Source organism: Psychrobacter sp. M13 (assembly GCF_030718935.1).
GTDB lineage: Bacteria > Pseudomonadota > Gammaproteobacteria > Pseudomonadales > Moraxellaceae > Psychrobacter > Psychrobacter immobilis_G.
On sequence record NZ_CP132194.1, the window covers coordinates 2,113,735 to 2,138,139 of the forward strand.

Annotated in this window: 20 protein-coding genes and 2 riboswitches; of the genes, 8 read left to right on the top strand and 12 right to left on the bottom strand. The window is 43.7% G+C overall.

The features are described 5' to 3' along the window. Positions 1-4: 4 nt before the first annotated feature. The 4 genes from Q9G97_RS08840 to Q9G97_RS08855 form a co-directional block, all read right to left on the bottom strand. Positions 5-1,660, bottom strand: a complete 1,656-nt coding sequence (locus tag Q9G97_RS08840; RefSeq protein WP_305898503.1) for a BCCT family transporter — start codon at positions 1,658-1,660, stop codon at positions 5-7. Positions 1,661-1,703: 43 nt separating this feature from the next. Next, on the bottom strand, positions 1,704-2,693 hold the full coding sequence (locus Q9G97_RS08845) for a membrane dipeptidase (RefSeq protein ID WP_305898504.1): 990 nt from the start codon (positions 2,691-2,693) through the stop codon (positions 1,704-1,706). Between the two features lie 39 nt (positions 2,694-2,732). Next, on the bottom strand, positions 2,733-4,208 hold the full coding sequence (locus tag Q9G97_RS08850) for an aldehyde dehydrogenase family protein (RefSeq protein ID WP_305898505.1): 1,476 nt from the start codon (positions 4,206-4,208) through the stop codon (positions 2,733-2,735). Positions 4,209-4,296: 88 nt separating this feature from the next. Further along, the gene (locus Q9G97_RS08855) at positions 4,297-4,686 is read right to left on the bottom strand and encodes a RidA family protein (protein WP_305898506.1); all 390 of its coding nucleotides are present in this window, start codon (positions 4,684-4,686) and stop codon (positions 4,297-4,299) included. A gap of 182 nt (positions 4,687-4,868) precedes the next feature. Here Q9G97_RS08855 and Q9G97_RS08860 point away from each other — a divergent pair, with 182 nt between their 5' ends. Next, positions 4,869-5,765 carry a LysR family transcriptional regulator gene (locus Q9G97_RS08860; protein WP_305898507.1) on the top strand — a complete coding sequence of 299 codons (897 nt, stop codon included), beginning with the start codon at positions 4,869-4,871 and terminating at the stop codon, positions 5,763-5,765. Positions 5,766-5,781: 16 nt separating this feature from the next. Next, complete coding sequence (locus tag Q9G97_RS08865; RefSeq protein ID WP_305898508.1) at positions 5,782-6,558, top strand: sulfite exporter TauE/SafE family protein; 777 nt, start codon at positions 5,782-5,784, stop codon at positions 6,556-6,558. A 27-nt stretch (positions 6,559-6,585) separates the two neighbouring features. Here Q9G97_RS08865 and Q9G97_RS08870 read toward each other — a convergent pair whose 3' ends face one another. The 4 genes from Q9G97_RS08870 to Q9G97_RS08885 all read right to left on the bottom strand — a co-directional run bounded on the left by Q9G97_RS08870 (position 6,586) and on the right by Q9G97_RS08885 (position 10,343). Then, positions 6,586-7,821 (bottom strand): VWA domain-containing protein, encoded by a 1,236-nt coding sequence (locus Q9G97_RS08870; RefSeq protein WP_305898509.1) that lies wholly within the window; start codon positions 7,819-7,821, stop codon positions 6,586-6,588. Between the two features lie 60 nt (positions 7,822-7,881). After that, a complete protein-coding gene (locus Q9G97_RS08875; RefSeq protein WP_201569563.1) occupies positions 7,882-8,730 on the bottom strand; it encodes a MoxR family ATPase in 849 nt (282 codons plus the stop codon). Between the two features lie 287 nt (positions 8,731-9,017). Further along, positions 9,018-9,839: a hypothetical protein gene (locus Q9G97_RS08880; RefSeq protein ID WP_305898510.1), complete on the bottom strand. Its 822-nt coding sequence runs from the start codon at positions 9,837-9,839 to the stop codon at positions 9,018-9,020. A gap of 183 nt (positions 9,840-10,022) precedes the next feature. Further along, complete coding sequence (locus Q9G97_RS08885; protein ID WP_201569565.1) at positions 10,023-10,343, bottom strand: YcgL domain-containing protein; 321 nt, start codon at positions 10,341-10,343, stop codon at positions 10,023-10,025. 369 nt (positions 10,344-10,712) lie between these two features. Further along, positions 10,713-10,843, top strand: a riboswitch (glycine riboswitch). Between the two features lie 56 nt (positions 10,844-10,899). Further along, positions 10,900-11,045, top strand: a riboswitch (glycine riboswitch). A 172-nt stretch (positions 11,046-11,217) separates the two neighbouring features. Between Q9G97_RS08885 and gcvT the strand changes: the two genes are divergently transcribed. The 5 genes from gcvT to Q9G97_RS08910 all read left to right on the top strand — a co-directional run bounded on the left by gcvT (position 11,218) and on the right by Q9G97_RS08910 (position 17,919). Then, positions 11,218-12,393: a glycine cleavage system aminomethyltransferase GcvT gene (gene gcvT, locus Q9G97_RS08890; RefSeq protein ID WP_305898511.1), complete on the top strand. Its 1,176-nt coding sequence runs from the start codon at positions 11,218-11,220 to the stop codon at positions 12,391-12,393. Between the two features lie 117 nt (positions 12,394-12,510). After that, positions 12,511-12,891 carry a glycine cleavage system protein GcvH gene (gene gcvH / locus Q9G97_RS08895; protein WP_201569569.1) on the top strand — a complete coding sequence of 127 codons (381 nt, stop codon included), beginning with the start codon at positions 12,511-12,513 and terminating at the stop codon, positions 12,889-12,891. 124 nt (positions 12,892-13,015) lie between these two features. Continuing rightward, positions 13,016-13,801: a nitroreductase family protein gene (locus Q9G97_RS08900; protein ID WP_201569571.1), complete on the top strand. Its 786-nt coding sequence runs from the start codon at positions 13,016-13,018 to the stop codon at positions 13,799-13,801. A 274-nt stretch (positions 13,802-14,075) separates the two neighbouring features. Then, a complete protein-coding gene (gcvP, locus tag Q9G97_RS08905; protein ID WP_305898512.1) occupies positions 14,076-16,976 on the top strand; it encodes an aminomethyl-transferring glycine dehydrogenase in 2,901 nt (966 codons plus the stop codon). Between the two features lie 268 nt (positions 16,977-17,244). Beyond that, a complete protein-coding gene (locus Q9G97_RS08910; RefSeq protein ID WP_305898513.1) occupies positions 17,245-17,919 on the top strand; it encodes a triacylglycerol lipase in 675 nt (224 codons plus the stop codon). A 9-nt stretch (positions 17,920-17,928) separates the two neighbouring features. On the opposite strand, the gene Q9G97_RS08915 is transcribed toward Q9G97_RS08910, so the two are convergent. From Q9G97_RS08915 to Q9G97_RS08930, 4 genes are all read right to left on the bottom strand, one after another. After that, entirely contained in the window at positions 17,929-19,233 is a 1,305-nt protein-coding gene (locus tag Q9G97_RS08915; protein ID WP_305898514.1) for an HRDC domain-containing protein, read from the bottom strand. Between the two features lie 325 nt (positions 19,234-19,558). Then, a complete protein-coding gene (gene recR, locus Q9G97_RS08920) occupies positions 19,559-20,152 on the bottom strand; it encodes a recombination mediator RecR (RefSeq protein WP_305898515.1) in 594 nt (197 codons plus the stop codon). 207 nt (positions 20,153-20,359) lie between these two features. Continuing rightward, positions 20,360-20,689: a YbaB/EbfC family nucleoid-associated protein gene (locus tag Q9G97_RS08925; protein WP_305898516.1), complete on the bottom strand. Its 330-nt coding sequence runs from the start codon at positions 20,687-20,689 to the stop codon at positions 20,360-20,362. Positions 20,690-20,812: 123 nt separating this feature from the next. After that, on the bottom strand, positions 20,813-21,994 hold the full coding sequence (locus Q9G97_RS08930; RefSeq protein ID WP_305900312.1) for an O-succinylhomoserine sulfhydrylase: 1,182 nt from the start codon (positions 21,992-21,994) through the stop codon (positions 20,813-20,815). Between the two features lie 632 nt (positions 21,995-22,626). On the opposite strand from Q9G97_RS08930, the gene Q9G97_RS08935 reads away from it, so the two are divergent. Continuing rightward, entirely contained in the window at positions 22,627-24,285 is a 1,659-nt protein-coding gene (locus tag Q9G97_RS08935) for a phospholipase D family protein (RefSeq protein ID WP_305898517.1), read from the top strand. Positions 24,286-24,405 lie beyond the last annotated feature (120 nt).

Consider the following 24,405-nt stretch of genomic DNA (forward strand, 5'->3'; position numbering starts at 1 on the left):
ACCTCTATTCTTTTGACTCAACAGTATTAGTTTTTGTCAAACTTTCCTCAGCGATGCGGTGTTCAGTCTCTACCCGATTAGGGCGATAAAGATCTTGGTCGCGTGCCATTTGCTGAGCAATTTGTGGTCCATTCCATAGCGATGGCAGTAAAATAAAAGACACAGGCACTGCGGTAATCACAATAAACGATTGCAAAGCCGTCACACCACCTGAACCAAGCGAGATTAAAACGATAGCGGTTACACCCATCATGACGCCCCAAAAGGTACGAATCATAGCATTTGGCTCGCGCTCACCGCTGATCACCACACTGATGGTATAAGTCATCGAGTCACCTGTCGTGACGATAAAAACGGTGGTCAAAATCAAAAATAGTATTGAAACAATCAAAGGAAAAGGTAATGACTGCGTAACGGCAAGCAAAGCACCAGGTAAATTAAAGCCTTCAAATGCGCTACTGACAACACCAGGATTGGCAATCTCAAACGCGAGACCTGAACCACCGACTACCGTAAACCAAAAACAAGTTACTAGTGGTGCAATAATACAAACCGTCGTAATCAACTGGCGAATCGTACGACCGCGCGAGATACGGGCAATAAAGATGGCCATCATCGGGCCATACCCTAAGAACCAGCCCCAAAAGAATACTGTCCAACCCCCAAGCCAGCCTTCATCACCGCGGAAAGTCGCCATCGGAATGAAGTTATCGACCATCGTGCCGACACCTTGGATATAACCGTTAACGATAAAGCTAGTCGGGCCAAATATTAGAATAAATATCATGAGCGCTACGGCTAAAATAACGTTAAAACGGCTTAGCAACTGCATACCACGGGCAAGACCACTAATGGCTGAAATGGTATAGAGCGCAATGGCAAAGACGATAATAATAAGCTGGGTGATAAAAGTATCAGGAATACCGAATAGCTCATTTAAGGCGTAGCTGGTTTGCAATCCCAAAAACCCAATCGGCCCAATCGTACCAGCCGCTACCGCGACGATGCAGCACGCATCGACAATCGCGCCAAACTGCCCTGTGAGTACCCGCTCACCAAATACAGGATATAACAGCGTACGCGGCTTGAGCGGTAAGCCTTTATCATAATGTAGATGCATCACGACGATAGCGGTCAAGCTACCGACAATCGACCACGCTAAAAACCCCCAATGCATAAAAGATTGCGACAAGGCATTAACAGCGCGTTGTTGTAGATCTGGCGCCTCCCCATATAAAGGTGGCGCTGAAACAAAGTGAGCGATAGGTTCTGCCGCCGCCCAAAACACCCCACCACCAGCGAGTAGCGTACAAAACAAGATAGCCATCCACTTAAAGTTATCCATTTCAGGCACAGGTAGATTACCTAAGATAACGCGGCCTGTACGACCAGCGCCAACCGCTAACGCGATAACAAAAGTCGCTAACAGTAGAATTTGCCAAAAAGGCCCAAAGACACTAGCTGACCAAGTAAATGCTGTATTAACGATTACGGCTAATTGCTCTTCGGCAAAGAGCGCCATAAGCACAAAAGCAATAATAAAACCACCGCTATACCAAAACGCGGGGTTTTTAAGCCCTAAAGTATCAGTATTTTCCTCTAATGGAGTAGCAGTTGAGCGTCCTAGCTCGTCTTGAGTAAGTCCTTTTCGATCAGCCATGGCTTGGCTTCCTTTAGTGATTATGCGTTAAGTTAAATAAAATCTAAGCTAAAGGCTTGATGCCACTCTCAAGGAAATCAAACCAGTTTTGACCGATAATCTTGCCAGCATCAGACTCATTAAAGCCGTGCTTGAGCAGACCGTTGTAGATGTTTTCCATACCTTTTTCACCTGCGAACCAAGGCAAATTATCTGGCCAGCCTGAATTATTGGCATTGCCTTCACCATAATCCATCGCTTTTGACCAGCGTCCGTTACGCATCCACTCCAGCACTGACTGTGGCTGATTAAGACATAAATCACTACCTATCGCTAAATGCTCTACACCATATTTATCGGCGCAATCGGCAATCATGGTGCAGAAGTCAGCAAGCGTACAGTCGCTACCATTGGGTAAGTGGAATGGGTATAAGCTGAAACCTAACAGCCCGCCCGCTTTCGTTAAGGCGCTGATGACCGTATCGGATTTGTTCCGTAGTGCCTCATGAGCAGTAGTCGGATTGGCATGGCTGATACAGATCGGCCGCGACGATATGTCTATCGCCTCAAGCGTTGACTGCTCAGCGCTGTGTGACATATCGATAATCATACCAACTCGATTCATCTCCGCTATTGCTTGCTGACCAAAACGCGTCACTCCGCTATCATTTGACTCATAACAACCCGTTGCCAGTAAGCTTTGGTTATTGTAAGTCAGCTGCATAATCAGCAAACCCAAACGACGCATCACACTAATTAAGCCAATCTCGTCATCGATTGGTGAGCAGTTTTGCGCGCCAAAGAAAATACCGACTTTGCCTTGCTCTTTTGCCCTCTGGATATCGTTAACGCCATACACAGGCAAAATCAAATCACTGTTATGCTCAAAATGGCTATTCCACTCGGCGAAACGGGTCATCGTCTGCCGTGCATCCTCGTGATAAACCAAGGTAGCATGTACCGCGTTGATACCACTGGCTTGTAGCATTTTAAAATAGTCACGATCCCAGTTGCTATATTGCAAACCGTCAATGACGATATGGTCTTGGTACATGGTTGATTCCTTTAAACTTTTTTTATAAGTAACCACTGGCTAATACGCTTTTTGATAAGCCGTCTTCACAATGGTATAAAACTCTTTGGCATACTGACCTTGCTCGCGTGGGCCAAAGCTCGACTGTTTACGTCCACCAAATGGCACATGATAATCCGTACCAGCCGTGGCTAGATTGACCATCACGCAGCCTGCTTGCACTTGCTCCTTAAACATCGCGCTATTACGTAAGCTTTGGGTAATAATGCCGCCAGTCAAACCAAAACGCGTGTCATTAGTCATCGCAATCGCTTCTTCTAAGCTGCTCACGCGCATGACGCAAGCGAGTGGCGCAAATACTTCTTCTTGGTTGATATCCCAGCTGTTATCCGTTTCAGTAAACAAGGTTGGCGACATATAATAGCCATCATGTTTCATCTTTAGACGCTCGCCACCAAAGGCTAAATGGCCTCCCGCTTGCTTACCTTTTTCGATCCAGTCCATGTTTGACGCGAGCTGCTTATCATCAACCACTGGCCCCATAAAGATACCTTCATCGAGCGCATGACCGACTTTTAGGGCCTTCATCTTAGCGATGACGCCATCGACAAAGGCATCATGAATACTGTCCATAACAATCAAGCGTGATGAAGCAGTACATTTCTGACCAGAGCCGCCAAACGCACCCGCAACAGCCGCATCAATAGCGACTTGCAAATCGGCATCATCAGCGATAACGAGCGCATTTTTACTGCCCATTTCCAGCTGGCAACGCACAAAGTTTGGCGCGGTAGCCGCAGCGACTTTACGGCCTGTCGGCACAGAGCCCGTAAAGCTGACCGCGTCAATATCTGTTGAATTAATTAGCGCGTCCCCGACTGTTGAGCCGCCACCAAGGAGTAAGTTAAAAGTACCCTCTGGCAATCCTTGACGATGGATAATCTCCGCTAAGGCGACGGCACTAGCTGGGGTTAAATTCGCAGGTTTCCAAATGACAGCATTACCAAAAGCTAAGGCTGGGGCAATTTTCCAAACAGCGGTTGCGGTTGGAAAATTCCAAGGCGAGATAATAGCGACCACACCGACCGCTTCGCGGGTCACTTCGACTTTGACACCAGGGCGTACAGAGTCCGCAGTATCACCGATTTGACGTAATACTTCGGCCGCGTAGTAATGAAAGAACTGCCCCGCACGGTAAATCTCACCACGACCTTCAGCAAAAGGCTTGCCTTCCTCTAAAGACAATAAAGTCCCCAGCTCATCGCAACGGGCGATCATCTCATCGCCAATCGCTTGTAGAATAGATTGCTTTTTCTCTAGTGGCGTCGCCTCCCACTTTGGTTGAGCTCGACGGGCAGCAGCAATAGCGTCTTTGACTTGATTTGTACTTGCTTGTGCAAAGTCGCCAAGACTTTCGCTAGTATTGGATGGGTTGATATTCGTGACGGTATCGCTACCCGCTTGCCATTCACCGTTAATATAAAGTGATTGGGTTGGGTTTTGCTTTAGAGTGGTTTGTGCGATGGTGGCTGACATAAGATATTCCTTAATAAAACGATTAAAAATTAGTTAAAAGAACAGGAAAAATTTATATTTAGTAAATAATAGGTCAAAAAATAAGCTATTAAGGCACCGCAGCATAGACGACGAGCTCAACGAGCATCTCTTCGCGCGCTAGTCCCGATATCACAAGAGCGGCACGATTTGGATAAGGCGCAGTGAAGTATTCAGCATAGATTTGATTGACAGTCTTGAGATACTCACGATCAGTGACATAGATCAGCACTTGTAGTACCGCATCCATGCTTGCGCCCGCACATTCTAGCGTGTGCTTTAAGTTATCAAAAGTCTGCCGTGCTTGCGCTTCGATACCACCTGCAACTACCTCACCTTTATCATCGATAGGAATCTGCGCGGTATATAGGGTGCCGTTACTAGTCACTGCCCACTCAAGGGGCGCTTTAGAAGCATAAAGTTGGGTTTTGACCGCTTGCTTAGTTGAGTGGCTGCTCATCTGCTATATCCTTTAAATATTTAGGTAATCAATTTTTCTATTGGCTTTTTGCTCAACTCTTATGCTACGCAACTAAATGAGATAAATCTAACCAATTAAATATTAAATATGATAGATTTAATTTATCACTTAGCATTTTAATTTTTATGAGAGCTGTAGTGATGAAAAGGAAGCTGACTATTATGAAACTACAACAGTTAAAGCATTTTTTATTGGTAATAGAAGAAGGTGGCTTTCGCGCCGCAGCAGATCGCGCCAATCGTACGCAAGCGGCATTGTCGTCATCGATAAAGGAGCTGGAGAAAACGCTAGGTCAGCCATTATTTGAGAGTGGCAATAGCGCAACCTTGACGCCATTTGGCGCAAGCTGCTTACCTAAGATTGAGACATTTTGGCAAGCCTATCAAGTGTTGGATGCGGATTTAAAAGCGTCTGCTTTAGGTAATAAAGGTAAAATAAGAATCGCCAGCGTGCCGTCATTGGTGACGAAGCTACTGCCTAATGTCTTGTATGAATACTCAAAACAATATCCCGATATCGAAATCGTGTTGATAGATGATAATTCTGTTGGGGTAGCTAATAGGCTGCTAGCAGGTGAAGTGGATCTAGCACTGGGTAATTGTGCTAGCATGAGTCAGGTAGATATCGACTTTACGCCGTTGTTATCAGATCCTATCGGCGTAGTTTGTCTAAAAGACAATATGCTAACTCAGTCGCTAAAGAGTGGTAAAAAACAAGGTCTTAAATGGCAACAATTAACCCCTCAACCTTTTATCTACAACGGTACTTGTAGACTACTTGAGAACACGCCAGCTGAAGCTCTTAATCGACAAGCGCGTTATACGGTTGAGAACATCACATCCCTATTCTCTTTATTACGTAACGATTTGGGTATTACCACTTTGCCTGAGCTGGCTTTTCCAACCAATGAGCCAGAATTAGTCTGGTTACCTTTGCTTGAACCCGTATTGACCCGTCAGATTGGTATTTTTAAGCTGGCTAACAAATCAGTTTCGCCCGCTGCTGGGGCTTTTTATGAGCTATGTATTGAGCACGTGCAAGAACATTACTCGATATAAAGGGTTAAAAAAATTTATGATGCTTATGATTTTAGATCTTGTGCAAGCTATTCCTACTTGGCATTTGGTAGGGTTGTTCTTAGCGGGCATGATCGCTTTTATTATTTCTACTATTTCAGGTGGTGGCGGTGCGTTATTACTTATTCCGGTGACAGCTTGGATGCTTGGTGCTTCCGCAGCGCCTCCCGTGATTAATGTAGGTACTTTTATCAGCCGTCCTGCCCGTCTCTATCTATTTTGGCAGGATATCGACTGGTCATTGATTAAATACTATGCGCCAAGTGCGATTGTCGGCGCTTGGCTATCAGCATTATTATTTAGCCGTTTGAATGCCGAATGGATTCAATTATTGGTCGGCGTGTTCTTGGTCTCTACCGTTTTTCAATATCGGTTTGGCAAAGTGTCTAAAGCCTTTGCTATGCCAAAAATAGGCTTTATACCTTTAGGATTTGTAACCGCTTTTATTAGTACCTTAGTTGGAGGGCTTGGGCCTATATTGAATCCTTTTTATATGAATACTGGGCTACAAAAAGAAGATCTTATCGCCACCAAAACCGCTAATTCGTTTTTTGTGGGTATCGCTCAAATAGGCAGCTATGCTTTTTTTGGCATCTTAACCGCGCAGCTTTGGATTTATGGTCTGGCGTTGGGACTAGGCGCAGTGATTGGTAATATCATTGGCAAACGGTTTTTGGCAGGTATGAGTATTCGCCAGTTTAGAGTGATGGTTATTCTATTGATGGTGATTAGTGGTTTAGTTATGATTATCGAAAATATCGACGTGTTGCTTTAAAGCATCATTAGTCTAATAAATTATCAACTACCTCGCCAAATAAGCCGTCATATCTTCAACCCCATGCAAGGTCATCGGATACATCTTATTATCGAATAGCTTTTGAATCTCATTAATGGTTTGGGTATACGACCAAAACGCAGCTTCTTCTGGATTTAACCATGCCACTTTATCAAAGTGCGATAATACCCGCTTTAGCCAAACCACACCCGCCTCATTATTCATATACTCAACGCTACCACCGACGGTAAAAAGCTCATAGGGCGACATCGACGCGTCTCCAACGAATATCACCCGATACTCACGACCATATTTATTTAATAGCTCATAGGTCGGCATCGGCGCACTGTGACGACGGTTATTATCCTTCCATACATAATCATAAAGACAGTTATGAAAATAAAAAAAGTCCAGCGTTTTAAATTCATTCTTAGCGGCAGAAAATAGCTTTTCTAACGCCTCAACATGGATATCCATACTGCCACCAACATCGAACAGCATCAGCACTTTGACTCGATTACGGCGCTCCGCTTGCATATGAATATCAAGCACACTTTTTTTGGCCGTGCGGCGTACCGTCTCTTTGATGTCCAATTCATCTGCTTGACCAGTACGCGCGAACTGACGCAGACTACGTAGCGCCATCTGAATCTGCCGCGTACCCAACTGCTTGTCATCATCCAAGTTACGATATTTACGCTGCTCCCAGACTTTGACCGCGCTACCTTTACGGGATTCACCGCCAACGCGCACCCCTTCTGGGTGATCACCATGAGCACCAAAGGGTGAGCTGCCACCCGTACCGACCCATTTACTACCGCCTTGATGGCGCTCTTTTTGTTCCTCTAAGCGCTCCTGTAAAGCTTTCATCAACTCCTCAAGCGAGCCGTATTTTTTGAGTAGGCGTCGCTGCTCTTCGGTTAGATTTTTGGGATCAAGTTTTAAATCTAACCACTCTTGTGGGATGTCTGTCAACTTATTCATCAGCTCATCGATATCTAAGCTATCAACCCCTTCAAAATAATCCGCCATAGCCCGATCGAACTTATCAAAATGACGCTCATTTTTGACCATACACAAGCGAATAAGTCGATACATATCTTCACGGCTGGCAAAAGCTGGCTCTGAACTTTCTGAAGTTTGAACGTCAAAACTCGCCTGCATCATCAGACCCTGATCAAGCGCAGCATTTAGATCGAGCAATTCGCGAGTGCTGACAGGCACGCCGTAACTACGCAAGGTATAGAAAAGTTTTATAAACATAAGGCAAGCCCTATCAATAAATAAGTGTAGCGAATTTTATTAGCTGATAAATCGCAGTCTTTAACGACGCATCATATTGGCAAAGCGCTGCAACAGATTGACATCCGCTTCGTTCTTAAGCAATGCACCATATAGCGGTGGAATTGACTTCGCGCCGCGCAAGTTTTCTTCCAGCTCTTCTTGCGCCATGTCGTCTGCTAATAACAATGTCAGCCAATCGACTAACTCAGATGTTGAAGGTGGCTTTTTGAGGCCTTGCACATTACGCAATTTGTAGAAAATATCGAGCGCATCGTTAACTAATTTTTCTTGAATATTAGGAAAATGCACATCGATAATCTGACGCATCGTTGACTCATCAGGGAAGTCAATGTAGTGAAAGAAACAACGACGCAAAAAGGCATCAGGCAGCTCTTTTTCATTGTTGGAAGTAATGATAACCACGGGACGCTGCTCAGCAGTGATGGTCTCGCCTGTCTCATAGACATAAAATGACATTTTATCCAGCTCATGCAGTAAATCATTGGGAAACTCAATATCTGCTTTATCTACTTCATCGATCAATAGCACACTACGCTCTTTACTAGTAAAAGCATCCCATAGTTTACCGGGCTTGATATAATTACCAATCTCATAGACTTTATCATCGCCCAACTGCGAATCACGCAACCGCGATACCGCATCGTACTCATACAGACCTTGCTCAGCTTTAGTCGTCGATTTGATATGCCAAGTAATTAATGGCATACCCAAACTAGCGGCAACTTCTTCTGCCAGTAACGTCTTACCCGTACCCGGCTCACCTTTGATAAGTAGTGGTTTTTGCAAGGTCATCGCGGCATTGACTGCTAACTGCAGATCATCAGTGGCGATATAGCTATCAGTGCCTGTAAATCTTTTTTTTGACATAGTATAGATCTCAGTATTTTCTTAGGTAGAGTTAAGTGTTTTGGCTGTTGTTCAAAGCTGTCGTAAAAAGGGGTTATAAATAGTGATTTAGAGTAGCACAGCATCTAACAATGCCAAAATACTCATGCGTCTGCGCTTTTATAAATAGCATAAATGATATGAGTAAATGATCACTGACTAACTTTTAAAAGACCTATCAAATAGCGCCCATAAAAAAAGACACGAAACTGTGTCTTTTTTTCATTGAACAAGTTATATCATTAGCAAGTTATACTATCAGCAAAATACTACTTGTCATCGTCACTGTTGTTTTCGACAGTTACGATATCTTTCGTCATTTTTCTACTATAAAAACCTTCAACTGGCTTTCTAGCTACACGTTCTTCTTTGATAGTAGGAGCAGTTGGAATAATAGGAGTAGTTGGCGCAATGTCACTGACTGCCTCGTCTTTAAGCTCAAATTCAGGCTCACTTTTAGCGGTTATAGACTCTGTAGGCGCAAAAGCTGATTTTTTGGCAGCATTCTTTTTGAGCATGGCAAAGGGCAACAGCTCTTTATCTTTGGCTGGTACTGAGGTCGGTATTGGCTCATCTGTTGCTACCATGTCTTTTGCTAAATAGTTACCGCCCGCCAGCTGCATGTTCGCGATAGTATCAGCAGAAGCATGTTGGCGCGCTTTATCTAAGCTTGACTCAAAGGCCCCGCGGATCAATTGCCAAACAAAACCGATGAACAGTCCTGCAACTAATACGACTAGTATTGGTATCGCATTAGCTACTGCGCCTGCAGTATCTTTCATCATAACCGCATAAACGACACTGATGCTAGCAGGTGCAATAGTGCTCGGATCACTCAGTGCCGTGCCTGGTGCAAGCAGTACCGCAAATAGCACCATCCAGCTCATACCACCGAGTGGACGCGGTATTACCCGAGCGACTAATAGCCAAAGTATCAATACGATGATAGAGAAGCCAAGATAAGCATACATAGGCAGATCATCAGCGGGTACACCACTCACCATCTGGCTCCACCAAATAACAATCTCACCGAGAATGTCGCTTAGCCCCTCAAGTGGTAAGCTTTGTAAGATACTTCTAAAAAAGTCCATGACGATTTAGCTACCTGAATTATGCTTTAATGAAAAAGTTGTACACTCTAATAAGCGCTAGTTTATCACGACTTTATAGACCATGTTAAACATTAACTACCTATCAAGATAAGCTTTATCAGCAACTAACTGTCAGTAGCTAACCATCAATAACTCATCCTTATGACAATAGCAGTGACAATACTAATCATAAATATTATCTTGAGCCTCGCGAGCACGCATCTCAGCTTGTTTACGCATAACGTCTTGCGGTGGCAGCTGTACAAAGTAGCCTTGCGACTGCAATTTTGCTAATACTTCCTCTTTATCGACTCGCGCCAGCTTTGGGGTAGCGTCTAGGTCTAAATGCATCACAAACTTACTAACACCCAAACCGGCCCGAAAGTCTTTTGGCAACACGCTTAGCCAATCTTTGATCTCGTCAGTATCATTAGGATAATCTGGACGAGCAATATAAACATACATATCATCATGCTTAGGGAATTTATAAATATCACAATGCATAGAATAGACCTCTATAAGAATGGAATTTGAGCAATGTATAGGTAATGGTTGCTAGCCTAGCATAAATCTCTTTTATATCAGTAGTGACATTATGTATGACGTATGAGTAGCATTATCGCTTTTACCTTAACCGTTCATACGTTGGGCATCGGACACAAATTTTTTGCAAGTAATACAGATAGATTAATAGGCAAAAGTCAGTACATGATTTTATCTATACTTTGACGCCTGAGCACTATTATGTTGTAAATACTATGCCACTATAAATCTAAGTAGCCATAAATTAGCCATAAAACTAACTTTTTATAGCAGTTGTTACTTTTAATCTATTTAGTGACTTGTAAAAGGCCGGTGAACCTTTCATAATAATAGCGTTTCTCAGGAGAGTGTTTTGCGGCAAAGCGCAATATTTATTATATATATTGTCAGAATACGCTGCAAAACCACCGAAGGCGCATCTACCCTGCCAATCGCTCAGGTAAACGGACTGAAAAACGCATGTCACTAATATTTATTTGCAGTTTTTATTTTTAAGCTGTCATCATAAATACAACGGCATAACAAATCTGGAGAGCGGTAAGGATGATTTTAATCAATGCCTTACCCACCGAAGGGGAGAAAACGCGATATCCGACGTATATCTGATATATTGTTAGGATAGTTCGTGTTGAAAATCTCAGGTCACAGGACAGATAGGGCTATAGTTCAACGAGACGTTCAGCGTTTTGTTGACTGACGGCTTTATTTTATGACACTCTTGGTAGCGATAAAGCTTAGCACTGACGCCTAGCCCTATTGCTTCTCATTACTTTAACATATCAGTTTTGCGACTTTTATAGAGCGCATTGATGTTATGTATATATAAGGATTCGTTATGACCGATACCCCTTCTCAAAGCTCTGCAACTCACGCCCCTCAGCGCACTCCTTTTTATCAGTCTCATGTCGATAGCAATGGCAAATTAGTAGACTTTTCTGGTTGGGAGCTGCCAATCAATTACGGCTCACAAATCGAAGAACACGAAGCGGTTCGTACTGACGCGGGTATGTTTGACGTCTCTCATATGGTCATCGTCGATGTTACAGGCGCAGATGCCAAAGCATGGTTACAAAAACTGCTGGCCAATGATGTTGATAAATTAAAGCTAGTGGGCAAAGCGCTCTACTCGCCTATGCTCAACGAGCAAGGTGGCGTCATCGATGACTTAATTGTCTATTTATCAAACGAGGCGCAAACGGCTTATCGTATCGTCTCAAACGCAGCAACTCGTGATAAAGACATTGCACAGTTCCACAAGGTTGCTGAAGGTTTTGATGTCAGCCTTACTGAGCGTACTGAGCTGGCTATGCTTGCGGTTCAAGGCCCTAATGCGGTTGAAAAACTGGCGCAAGCTAAGCCTGCTTGGGCGGATACTCTAGCGCGCATAACGCCTTTTGTTGGTGCTGATCTCACGGATATCGAAGGACAGGATTGGTTCGTAGCGCGTACTGGCTATACTGGTGAAGATGGCGTCGAAGTTATCATGCATGCCGATGACGCGCCTGCCTTTTTCGAACAATTAAAAGCAGCTGGCATTACCCCTGCTGGCCTTGGCGCTCGTGATACGCTACGTATGGAAGCGGGCATGAACCTATACGGTCATGATATGGATGAGACCATCAGCCCGTATGAGTGCAACATGGGTTGGACCTTGGCGCTAAAAGACGAGCGTGATTTTGTCGGTCGTGAAGCCTTAGTCAGTAAGCGTAAGCAAGCTAAAGAAGACAACACTGCTATGAAGCAAGTTGGCTTACTATTGACGACTCGTGGTGTCATCCGTGAAGGCATGGCAGTGACCATCAATCAAGGCACGGATAACGAGCAAACGGGTATTATTACTAGTGGTACTTTTTCTCCAAGCCTAAAAAATTCTATCGCTATTGCCCGTGTTCCTATGAGCTTATCAGAAGATGATAGCGTGCAAATTGACTTGCGTGGTAAAGGTAAATTCGTAGACGTACGTGTTCTAAAGCTGCCTTTTGTACGTAATGGCAAAAAGCAATTTGACTAGTTTTCGTTTTATTGATAATTGATCAAAATCTTGAGTTAACGTTTTGACTAAGTAAGTGGGTTAGTCATAGAATATGATTAATCATTTTTATTTTAATAATCCTCCAAGGAGTCTTTTATGAGCAACGTCCCAGCAGAATTAAAGTACATCGCTAGCCACGAATGGTTACGTTTAGAAGACGACGGCACTATTACCGTTGGTATCACTGACCATGCACAAGACTTACTAGGTGATGTGGTATTCGTTGAATTACCAGATGTAGGCGATACTATCGCTGTTGATGATGAGATCTCGGTGGTCGAATCAGTAAAAGCGGCCTCTGATGTTTATGCGCCAATCTCAGGTGAAGTCGTTGCTATTAACGAAGCGCTAGAAGATGATCCTGAAATCATCAACTCTGATCCTTATGGCGAAGGGTGGTTCTTTAGAATGAAGCCTGACAACATGGCAGACTATGAAGCACTACTTAGCGCTGAAGAGTACGAAAACGAATTATAAGCTTTATAAGCCAATTCAAACTTAACCAAATAGCTAGTTGCAGATATTAGCGTCAGTTAGTATCTGCCATCATTTACAACCCTCACTCGCTGTCATCTAACGTTATCTTGTTCTGGAGTCACTTATGAAACCAGCTGATACTAGTCATGACCATATTGCTGCTGATATAAACGGCAACGATATGGCAACCCCTAATCATACCCCGCAACTGCAAGCCTTTCAGCAAGTAGTCGAGTCACGTCGTTCAGTGCGCCGCTTTACTGATACTCCGATTCCTGATGCGGTGTTGGCAGATTGTCTACGTCTAGCTATGCTCGCGCCAAACTCAAGTAACCTACAGCCGTGGGAATTCTATGTGATAGATAGCGTAGAGAAGCGTAAGCTGGCTGTTAAAAACTGTATGAATCAGAACGCTGCGAAAACCGCAGCACGTTTGATCGCTGTCGTCGCTCGTACAGATACTTGGCATGAACACGCACAGCAAGTGTTGCGTGAATACCCTACGAACCCTGTACCCAAAAAAGTCAAAGATTACTACACTAAAGTTGTGACCTTAGACTTTTTACGGGGACCAGTAAACGCACTATCGGTTGCCAAATGGAGCGCTACGCAAGTGGTTAGACGGGTCAAAGGGCCAATAAAATCGCCTTATTATACCTTTGATGATGTCAAAAACTGGGCGACTAATAACACCGCTTTGGGCGCCCAAAACTTAATGCTTGCATTACGCGCTCATGGTTTTGATAGCTGCCCGATGGGCGGTTTCGATGAACCTGCGATGAAGCGCTTATTAAACTTAAGCGATGATCATCATATAGTGATGATGATTGGTGCCGGCGAACGTGCTGATAATGGTGTTTACCATTCTCAGTTTCGCTTTAATCAACAGCAGTTTGTGCATTATGTTTAGTATTAAAAGTTGCTTTTTAGGCTGATATTATTCAGCTTGAACCCTTTTTATTTATTCTTATTAGAGCGTGTCCTCAATTTGAAAATGATGATAAAAATGAGATAAATTGCAGCAAAGCCAGGATAATAGCGCTATTAATATCGAGATATTGATGAGCTATTTGACACCGCTCTGCCAATATTTAGCCTTTTTTAGCCAATTTAGTCTTAGACGTTCAGATTAGGGACATGCTCTACATTTTCAGCTTGCTTTATAGAAGCTAACAAGGATTATTATGACCAGCTCTTACAGCCCTACCTTTGATACTTTTGAAGGTTTATTTAATGAGTCAGAATTTGTCTATCGTCACTTAGGCTCAAACGACAACAAACAAGCGGATCTACTTAGCGCCATCGGCTATAAAGAAATGTCGGCTTTTATCGATGATACCGTGCCAGAGCCTGTTCGTTTGCATAAAGAGTTAGATTTGCCATTGGCTATGAGTGAGCACGCCGCCCTTGCCAAACTACGCAAAATGGCGGATAAAGTTACCGTTAATAAAAGCTATATCGGTCAAGGCTACTCGCCTGTACGCATGCCAGCCGTTATTCAACGTAACGTGTTAGAAAATCCAGGCTGGTACACCGCTTATACGCCGTATCAAGCTGAGATCGCTCAAGGCCGCTTGGAAGCTTTGCTTAACTTCCAACAAGTTTGTATTGATCTGTCTGGTCTTGAGCTTGCTGGTGCCTCACTACTTGATGAAGCGACTGCCGCTGCCGAAGCGATGGCGATGTCAAAACGTATGAGCAAAAGCAAATCAACTCAGTACTTCGTTGATGACCGTGTTTATCCACAAACCTTGGATGTCATGCGTACTCGCGCCAAATATTTCGGTTTTGAAATCGTTGTTGGTGATTTTGAATTGGCTAAATCTGGCGATTATTTTGGGGCGTTTTTCCAATATGTTGGTCGCGAGGGTGATGTCAAAGATTTAACCGACGTTATCAGCGCTGTCAAACAAAACAAAACTTACGTTGCGGTTGCTAGTGACATCATGAGCTTAGTATTACTCAAGTCGCCCGCCGACATGGGTGCTGATGTCGCATTAGGTAGCACGCAGCGCTTTGGTATTCCTATGGGTTACGGTGGTCCACACGCCGCCTATTTTGCTTTTTCTGATAAAGCGAAACGTTCAGCGCCTGGTCGTATCATTGGGGTGTCAAAAGACTCGCAAGGCAATACGGCACTACGTATGGCACTACAAACTCGTGAGCAGCATATTCGCCGCGAAAAAGCCAACTCAAACATCTGTACCTCACAAGTATTGTTAGCTAATCTTGCGGGTATGTATGCGGTCTATCATGGCCCTACTGGCGTGAAGCGCATCGCCACTCGTATCCATGCCTTTGCGACTGCTTTCGCTGATGTCATTACCACGGCTAAAGGTGATAACCAACTAACTGTCGTTCATGAGCAGTTCTTTGACACTGTCGTTGTTGATTGTGGCTCTGAAAAGCTTGCCACCCAAATCTTTGAAAATGCGGACAATGTTGGCTATAACCTATGGCGTCTTGATGAGACCAAATTAGGCGTTGCCTTTAGTGAAACCAGCGATCAACAAGACTTCAATGTCTTGACTCAGCTATTCGTTAACAAGTCACATAACTTACCTGAGACAGCGACGGTTTCTTTAGATGCGGAGCATTTACGTACGGATGATATCTTGACCCATCCCGTATTTAACTCGCACCATACCGAACATGAAATGCTACGCTATCTTAAGTCTTTAGAAGATAAAGATTTGGCTATGAACCGTAGTATGATTTCATTGGGTAGCTGTACGATGAAGCTCAACGCCACTAGCGAGATGCTACCGATTACTTGGCCTGAATTTGCCAACGTTCATCCGTTTGCGCCTTTAGATCAAGTCAGTGGTTACATTGAGATGATTGATAGCTTGCAGGAGCAGCTCAAAGCCATCACTGGTTTTGATGACGTTTCTATGCAGCCAAACTCAGGGGCTTCTGGTGAATATGCTGGTCTATTAGCCATTCGTCGTTATCATGAGTCACGTGATGAGACTAATCGTGATGTCTGTTTGATTCCGCAGTCAGCCCACGGCACCAACCCTGCGACCGCCATTATGATGGGCATGAAAGTCGTTGTCGTTAGAACAGATGACAACGGTAACGTCGATATTGATGACTTAACTGCTAAGGCTGAAGAGCACAGCGCCAATCTTGGTGCCTTGATGATCACTTATCCCTCGACGCATGGTGTATTTGAAGAAGGTATTCGTAAGATTTGTGACCTTATTCATAGTCATGGCGGTCAAGTCTATATGGATGGCGCCAACATGAATGCTCAGGTCGCTATCATGCAGCCTGCTGACGTTGGTGCTGACGTACTGCACATGAACTTGCATAAAACCTTCTGTATTCCTCATGGCGGCGGTGGACCAGGTATGGGTCCTATCGGTATGCAAGCGCATTTGGCACCGTTTATGGCGGATCATACGTTGATACCTGTGCATAATGCTCAAAGAGGCAACTCAGCGGTATCAGCAGCGCCTTATGGTTCAGCAAGTATTCTACCGATTTCATGGATGTATATTGCCATGATGGGTCGTGATGGCTTATTAAAAGCGACTAATTTGGCACTACTCAATGCTAACTATGTAGCGGACAAGCTAAAGAGCGTCTATCCGATTCTTTATGCTGGCAAAAACGGCCGCGTCGCGCACGAATGTATCATCGATATTCGCCCACTCAAAGAAGAAACAGGCATTACTGAAAGTGATATCGCTAAACGCTTGATGGATTATGGCTTCCATTCACCAACGATGAGCTTCCCAGTATCAGGTACGCTTATGATTGAGCCGACTGAGTCTGAATCTAAAGAAGAGCTAGATCGCTTTATCGATGCGCTGATCGCTATCCATGCAGAAGCTATGAAAGCCAAAGCTGGCGATGATGGCTGGACCTTGGAGGACAACCCATTAGTCAACGCACCGCATACGGCTGCTATGATTACTGATGGTGAGTGGTCACATCCTTATAGCCGTGATACGGCAGCGTTCCCACTCCCTTATATACGTAATAATAAGTTTTGGCCAAGCGTTGCCCGTGTCGATGATGCTTATGGTGATAAGAACCTAATGTGCTCATGCCCAAGTATCGAAAACTATATGTAGTACGGCATTGAAGGTTGATAAGTCAGCCTTCCTTAATCATAAAAACCTCCAAGTCAGTCACTGATTTGGAGGTTTTATTTTGTCTATCGTTAATAGAAATAACAATGCTTAAATCACTCTCAATTAAATTTAAACTCTACTATTTTGACGCTTTTTAGACTAAGCGCATTAACCTATAAGCATTTGCTTTAAGTTAAGAGTGCGGTATGCTAATAAAATTTAACGCTATAATAAACAACTAATCAGTTTAAAAAACTTCGGACTAAACATGAGCCAAAAAAACCTCGTTATTCTTATTCATGGTCTACATCAAGCGCCCTTCATTATGCGTCCAATGGCGAAGTGCTTACAAACCCAAGGCTTTGCTACTCATCAATTTAGTTACCGCAGTATGCGCGATGGTATTAAAGTAAATAGTCAGCGTTTAAACGCTTGGCTTAAAGTCAATCACAACCCTGCAAAGCCCTTTGATCTTATCGGGCATAGTTTAGGTGGGCTAATTATTCGCGACTTTATAGCGCATTATCCTGAATGGAATATCGGACGCTGCGTTACTTTAGGAACACCGCATAACGGTAGCGTTAGTGGCGATTATATCTGGCAGCTACTCCCTGCTATTGTAGGCAAATCGTATGAGCAAGCTTTAGATGGTACGGTTGCACCGCTGCCAAAAGGTATTGAGCTTGGCGTTATAGCTGGTAATAAAGCGCAGGGTTTGGGACAACCTATCCTAGCCTATCATAATCGAAAATTGCGCAAAGCGGACGTAGAGACACCCTTAGAAAAGCTCGCTCATGATGGCACGGTCTATATCTCAGAGACTAAACTTGATAGCGCCTCTGATCACATTATCCTGCCTGTCACTCATACTGGCATGTTGATCGATAAAAACGTCGCACAGCAAGCTATTTACTTTTTAATACATGGTGAGTTTGAACGGTAGTAAGACAAACTACTTAACGCCCATCCCCTGTTTAAGCTCAACCTTATGTGCTGCAATCGCTGGTATTAAAGTCTGAGTCACCCAGTCATGACGCCAGCCTTGCAAGCCTAAAGGCAATTCTGACAAGTCTTTATCATAGGCAATCACTTCATAGAGTTGACTCAGCCACTTTTTGCGCATTAATACGCTCTCTGGCACACCGATTTGTTCAGCTTGAGTTGCGACAGCTTGTTGTACCGCTTTTGACAGCACTTTATTTTTTGAGCGATAAGGCGCTGGCAATAACTTTGGATGTTCAGCAACAGACAACGCTTTGGCATCGGTAATAATCTTTAATAGCTCTTCGCCATATAGTCTGAGCATACTGCGATGCATTGTAGTTTTATGAGCAAGCTCGCGCATAGTGCTCGGCTTTTCGGTGATAATCTCACGCACCGCTTGTTTTTTGATGACAAAGGTGCGCGGTTGATTGGTCGCGCGCGCCAGTTGTTCACGCCAAGTCGCCACCGCCTGCAATATCGCCATTTGCTGCGAGTTGTAGCGATAATCTGCCATGGTTAGATACATAGCGTCGTCTTCAACGTGCTGAGTAGCGTAAAGCTCAGCGGCATATAGCTGACAATCCGCCCAGACATAATCATATAGCCCTTTTGACTTTAGCGCATACTCAAGACTTAAGTATAGCGCTGGCAGAAAGCGCACATCATCTATCGCATATTGCTCTTGCTCATCTGATAATGGACGACGTAACCAGTCGGACTGGCTCTGCTCTTTATCGATATGCATATCAAGCTGGTCATCGAGCGCTTGTTGATAGCCCATTTGCAATTGCCCAGTCAAATAAGACAGCGCAATTTGAGTATCAAAGATATTGGTCAGTGGCGGGCAACCTGAGAGTAAATAGAATATCCCCAAATCCTCACCACAGGCATGCCAAATGGCGACATCGACTTCGAGCAGTGCTTGCCATAGCGCGTCAAGTTGCAACTTTGGCGCATCTATAAGGTAAACATGATCACCTGTATTAAGCTGCACGAGCGCCAAGATCGGATAATAAGTATCACGCTTGATAAACTCAGTATCTAGCGCCACACGTCCGCAGCCTTCTAGCGCCTCAATGACTTCATCTAGCTGATACTGTTCACGTATCCAAGTGACTGCTGCTGCGTCAGCAATATCAAGCAAGGCGTCAATATCAGGCTCTACAGGCAAAATAGTTAGAGCAGTATTTTTTGCAGCATTATCTTTATTAATTGTAGAATTAGCAATAGTAGGATCGTCTTGTGGAACTATAGCGGTTAGAGAGTCTGACACGGGCAGATACCTGCTTTTATTAGTTTAAAGTTGATTGGTTCAAAATACAGGGCTTTGATTATAACAACAATAAAGCGCATTAAACATTCACAGATAGTTATTTGTGAATGTTTAAACACACACTGCTTCATCGATAACCGTAGGGTGCATTCTATGAACCAACAAATCTTGAAAACTAAGTTTGATGTGAGTAATAATTGACTAAATTATATCGAATAATACAAACAAAAAAGCTAGGTTAAAACCCAACCTATAACGATATTTAAATGACAATATTATTCAATTTGATGCATTTTATAAATTGCTATAAATCAAATTCTACAGCCTATAAAAAAGAGCGATTTTGCAAAGCCTGTCCTAGCGTCATACTATCTAAATATTCCAGCTCACCGCCCATCGGCACTCCTTGCGCTAGACGCGTGACTTTAGTTACATGACGACTCACCGCTTCACTAATAAAATGCGCGGTAGTCTGCCCTTCAACCGTAGTTCCCGTAGCTAAAATAACCTCCTCAACAGGCTCTTGCTTGACCCGCCATACCAGTTGATCAATATTTAAGTCATCAGCGCTGATACCATCGATAGGTGATAGATGTCCACCGAGTACAAAATAACGACCACGGAAGCCCGCGGTTTGCTCAATCGCCATCACGTCAGCGGCGGTCTCGACCACACACAGTAGGTTATCATCGCGCCTTGGATCTTGACATAGCGGGCAGATATTATCATCGCTAAAGCTATGACAGCGCTGACATTCAACGATATCGCGCATTGCCTCGTCAAGCGCTTGGGCGAGCGCCATACCTTGTGGGCGTTTTTTAGTCAATAGATGTAGCGCCATACGTTGAGCGCTTTTCTGTCCGACACCTGGTAATACTCGTAGCTGTTTAACTAACTGATCAAATTTTGGAGTAAGCAAAGCACCTTCCTTTGTTTGGCTGTCTTTATATAGAATAATATATAAAACAACTGTTATTCACAGTCGATAAAATCTTAAATACCAGCTATAAAAATGGGGTCGTATCGTCACGATAACAACCCCATTACGGCTCAATAGCAACTTAAACTGTCAGTATTTTCAAGCGCTTAGCACTAATATACTTGCTGTAAAAATTAAGACCAGTGCTTAGAACATCCCTTGCATACCTGGTGGCAGACCCATACCTGTTGTCGCGCCAGCCATAGTTTGCTCATATAGCTCATCGGCTTGACGCACCGCATCATTGATAGCAGCGGCGATAAGATCTTCAATCATATCAGGCTCATCTTCGAGCAAGCTTGGATCAATAGTTAAGCGCTTAACCACATGACGACCTGTCATAGTGACTTTTACTAGACCGCTACCCGCTTCGGCGTGTACTTCTTTATTAGCCAGCTCTTTTTTAGCAGTCTCAACGTTCGCTTCAACTTTCTTTTGCATGGTCTGTGCTTGTTGCATTAATGCTTGGATATTCATAATGGCCTCTTATGTGATGAGATAATAAAAATTATTTGTCAGTGATATATAGGGTTTGACTCTACTGTTTTAAAGCACAATTATTTAAACCACTATTACTATGATGTGATTATAACGTTATCTTTACAAACTGTCCAAACCGCGTGCTAGATCCTTGATGATATCTTCAATATCCTCAAGCCCAACAGATAAACGAATCAGGCCGTCTCTAACGCCAGCATCAGCACGATCTTTAGGCGTCAGGCGAAAGTGCGTCGTTGTGGCTGGGTGAGTGATCGTGGTTTTGGCATCGCCTAAGTTGTTAGTGATAGAGATCATATTGGTTGAGTCGATAACATGCCATGCTGAGGCTTTGGCATCGAGGTTATCAGTTGCGACAACTTCAAAGCCCATAATCGCCCCAAAGCCGTCTTTCATGTGATGTTGAGATTTTGCCAACTCGTGCGCAGGATGACTTGGCAAACCTGAGAAATGCACAGTCGTCACCTTAGGGTGATTATCCAAAAACTGTGCCACTTGATTGGCATTAGCGCAGTGCGCTTGCATGCGCAACTTGAGAGTCTCTAAACCTTTAGTAAATACCCAAGCGTTAAATGGACTCATGCTGATACCGCCTGAGCGTACTACGGTAAAGGCCTCTTGCATCAGCGCATCGCTACCGACCAATGCGCCGCCAAGCACTCGGCCCTGACCATCTAAGTATTTAGTTGCCGAATGAATCACCACATCCGCGCCCAAATCAAGCGGACGCTGAATAGCAGGCGAACCAAAGCAGTTATCGACGACTAACAGAATATCATTGGCTTTGCATAGCTTACTCAAAAATCTAATATCACAGATTTGTGCTAACGGATTACTCGGACTTTCGCAATAGATCAGCTTAGTATTAGGCTGAACGGCTTGCTCCCAAGCGTCATTATCGAAGCAATCAACGTAACTGACTTCAACGCCAAACTTAGCCATGTAATTGTTGAATAGACCAATGGACGAGCCAAATAGTTGATTTGCCGCGAGTAGATGATCACCAGATTTAAGATAAGCCAAGCACATCGTTAAGATCGCACCCATACCAGAGGCCGTTGCGACCGCGCGCTCGCCATTCTCAAGCGCAGCAAGGCGACGCTCAAAGGTGCGCACGCTAGGATTAGTATGACGTGAGTAGACATTACCCGTCTTAGTGCCATCAAAGTGTGCGGCAGCATCACTGGCTGAGGTATAAACATAGGAGCTGGTGGTAAATATCGCCTCTGAATGTTCGCCCTCATCAGTACGATGCTGGCCTGCACGTACCGCGATGGTTTGCATACCGTAGTCTAAGCTCAAATCTAGCGCATCAGAGCGCCAATTTGGATCTAAGTGGCTGGCATTATCTTGTTGGGTCGTATCTTGTTGGGCTGTGTTAGGCGTGTGTTTCGGTGTTGATTGACTCATAAATGTTCCAGTGCGGTTATAAGAAATGCCATTTATAGGTTAGGATTGTTATTTTACAGAGGTCACTCGATATTTAATAGTTATAGGTCATACTCTTAGTCGATGTTGACTAAGGCGTATCTTTAATTTGACCGTAGCAGACTAAATGAGCTAAAAATGAGCAGCAAAAACAAGGTTTATCATATCATGGCACTGTGACTAACACAGCTGAATTTGATAGTCCCACTATTTGCAGTCCCACTAAAAGCCATATTGGAATAAAAGCTTAGATCTTAGCTATTTGGGCACGACATCCTCTAGTCAAATAGCTTGATTATATACTGGCTATAGTAAAAAATTAACGTATTTATTATAGGCATACCTTGCTGCACCTGTTAAGCTTGCGGGCATTGTCATCTACCCTATCAGCGGTGTTATTATAAGCGCTATATAACGTGAGTAATGATATCCATCTACAATAACGATAATAAGTTATAACCCGTTAAGCTCATCAAGGTAGACCCACTATGTTGACGTCCATCATATCAAACACAGTACCAAGTAAAGTACCAAACAAACTATCACTGAGTCTGGTACTTGGTATATCTTTAAGCTTGAGTGGCTGCCAAATTTTGCCAAAACAGCCGCACTTGCCAGATAGTAAAGCATTATCTGCGCGAGTCAATGCGTTGTATCAGACCAGCCAACCACAGCAGCCAAGCAATGGGCTAAGCTCGAGCGACAATACCGATTTGGTAACCGCTATCAGTGCACAAAACCAGATTCATCCTGATCTATCTGGCTACCATCCTATTGTCACAGGGGCTAATGCTTTTGCGGCGCGTAGCATCCTAACAGGGATGGCCAACCGTAATATCGATGTGCAATATTATATTTGGCATAACGATCAGGCAGGTCAGCTATTATTAAAAGATCTTTGGGAAGCTGCTGAACGTGGGGTTATTGTCCGTCTTTTATTAGACGATTTTAATAATACCGCCACATTTGATCAGCATCTCTTGCGTTTTGCCAGTCACCCTAATATCGCTGTGCGTATTATCAACCCACTTATGCATCGCAAATTTCAAGCGCTAAACTTTGTTACAGGCTTGCCACGTATCAACCGACGCATGCACAATAAAAGTATGACTTTTGATAAGCAAATCACTATTATTGGCGGCCGTAATATCGGCAATGAGTATTTGAGTAACGATCAAAGCAGTCAGTTTGCTGATCTTGATGTTCTGCTAATAGGCAAAGTGGTCGCGGATATTGATAATAGCTTTATAGATTATTGGTCATCGCCTATATCTTTTGATGTCCAGACTTTGGTGAATCTTGATAAAGACGCAAGTAGCGACTTTTTGAGCAATTTAGATCAGCTAGAGGATGATAAGAGTCAACCTCGCAGTAGTTTATCGATGTATCGATCTGCCATTGAGGACTCCTCTATTGATACCGATATTATTAATAAGCGTATCCCTTTTCGCTGGACAGATATGCAGTTCTTGAGTGACGATGTCGGCAAATTGACCAAAAGTGTATCTGCTGATACTAATTTAGTTGCGCAGCTACGCACGCTTCTAGGTCGTCCCTCAAAGCAGCTGACTATTATTTCTTCCTACTTTGTGCCAACCAAAGACGGAGTAAATACTTTAGTACAATTGGCTGAATCTGGTATCAAGATTAAGATTTTAACCAATTCATTCGATGCCACTGATGTTACCGCTGTGCATTCAGGCTACAGCCAGTGGCGACCTAAGATGCTGCGCGCTGGCATAAAAATATATGAGCTCAAGTCCACTGCCAGTGAAGAGAAGCGTGAGAATAAGCTGTGGCGCGCCCGTAGCCAGTCATCAACCAGTTTACATGCCAAAACCTTTGCTATTGACGACCATCAAGTCTTTATTGGCTCCTATAATGTAGACCCGCGCTCTGCTAATATCAACACCGAAATGGGCGTGATCATTAATGATGATGAGCTGGCACGACAACTGCACGAAGCGCTTGATGACGATCTGCTAAACCAAGCCTATGAGGTCAAGATATTAGAGGGCGGCGAGCTACAATGGCACACGATAGTAGATGGCAAACCGGTTATCTATGGCGCTGAGCCTAAAGTGGATATCGCCGATCACGCTTGGCTAACTATCATGTCTTGGCTACCTATTGATTGGCTTCTTTGAGCTTAAATTTTGAGGCTAACTTAATTTTAAATATTAAGACCTTAAAAGTTTAACATACCTTAAAATCATAACTTACTTTGCATCATAATTTTTTGGAATAAACGCCCTCATTATTTTATA

What these genes read in the sequence shown, in the direction of transcription:
- Q9G97_RS08840 (WP_305898503.1), bottom strand. Translation starts at nt 1,660, where the DNA reads ATGGCTGATCGAAAAGGACTTACTCAAGACGAGCTAGGACGCTCAACT.
- Q9G97_RS08845 (WP_305898504.1), bottom strand. Translation starts at nt 2,693, where the DNA reads ATGTACCAAGACCATATCGTCATTGACGGTTTGCAATATAGCAACTGG.
- Q9G97_RS08850 (WP_305898505.1), bottom strand. Translation starts at nt 4,208, where the DNA reads ATGTCAGCCACCATCGCACAAACCACTCTAAAGCAAAACCCAACCCAA.
- Q9G97_RS08855 (WP_305898506.1), bottom strand. Translation starts at nt 4,686, where the DNA reads ATGAGCAGCCACTCAACTAAGCAAGCGGTCAAAACCCAACTTTATGCT.
- Q9G97_RS08860 (WP_305898507.1), top strand. Translation starts at nt 4,869, where the DNA reads ATGAAACTACAACAGTTAAAGCATTTTTTATTGGTAATAGAAGAAGGT.
- Q9G97_RS08865 (WP_305898508.1), top strand. Translation starts at nt 5,782, where the DNA reads ATGATGCTTATGATTTTAGATCTTGTGCAAGCTATTCCTACTTGGCAT.
- Q9G97_RS08870 (WP_305898509.1), bottom strand. Translation starts at nt 7,821, where the DNA reads ATGTTTATAAAACTTTTCTATACCTTGCGTAGTTACGGCGTGCCTGTC.
- Q9G97_RS08875 (WP_201569563.1), bottom strand. Translation starts at nt 8,730, where the DNA reads ATGTCAAAAAAAAGATTTACAGGCACTGATAGCTATATCGCCACTGAT.
- Q9G97_RS08880 (WP_305898510.1), bottom strand. Translation starts at nt 9,839, where the DNA reads ATGGACTTTTTTAGAAGTATCTTACAAAGCTTACCACTTGAGGGGCTA.
- Q9G97_RS08885 (WP_201569565.1), bottom strand. Translation starts at nt 10,343, where the DNA reads ATGCATTGTGATATTTATAAATTCCCTAAGCATGATGATATGTATGTT.
- gcvT (WP_305898511.1), top strand. Translation starts at nt 11,218, where the DNA reads ATGACCGATACCCCTTCTCAAAGCTCTGCAACTCACGCCCCTCAGCGC.
- gcvH (WP_201569569.1), top strand. Translation starts at nt 12,511, where the DNA reads ATGAGCAACGTCCCAGCAGAATTAAAGTACATCGCTAGCCACGAATGG.
- Q9G97_RS08900 (WP_201569571.1), top strand. Translation starts at nt 13,016, where the DNA reads ATGAAACCAGCTGATACTAGTCATGACCATATTGCTGCTGATATAAAC.
- gcvP (WP_305898512.1), top strand. Translation starts at nt 14,076, where the DNA reads ATGACCAGCTCTTACAGCCCTACCTTTGATACTTTTGAAGGTTTATTT.
- Q9G97_RS08910 (WP_305898513.1), top strand. Translation starts at nt 17,245, where the DNA reads ATGAGCCAAAAAAACCTCGTTATTCTTATTCATGGTCTACATCAAGCG.
- Q9G97_RS08925 (WP_305898516.1), bottom strand. Translation starts at nt 20,689, where the DNA reads ATGAATATCCAAGCATTAATGCAACAAGCACAGACCATGCAAAAGAAA.
- Q9G97_RS08930 (WP_305900312.1), bottom strand. Translation starts at nt 21,994, where the DNA reads ATGCAAACCATCGCGGTACGTGCAGGCCAGCATCGTACTGATGAGGGC.
- Q9G97_RS08935 (WP_305898517.1), top strand. Translation starts at nt 22,627, where the DNA reads ATGTTGACGTCCATCATATCAAACACAGTACCAAGTAAAGTACCAAAC.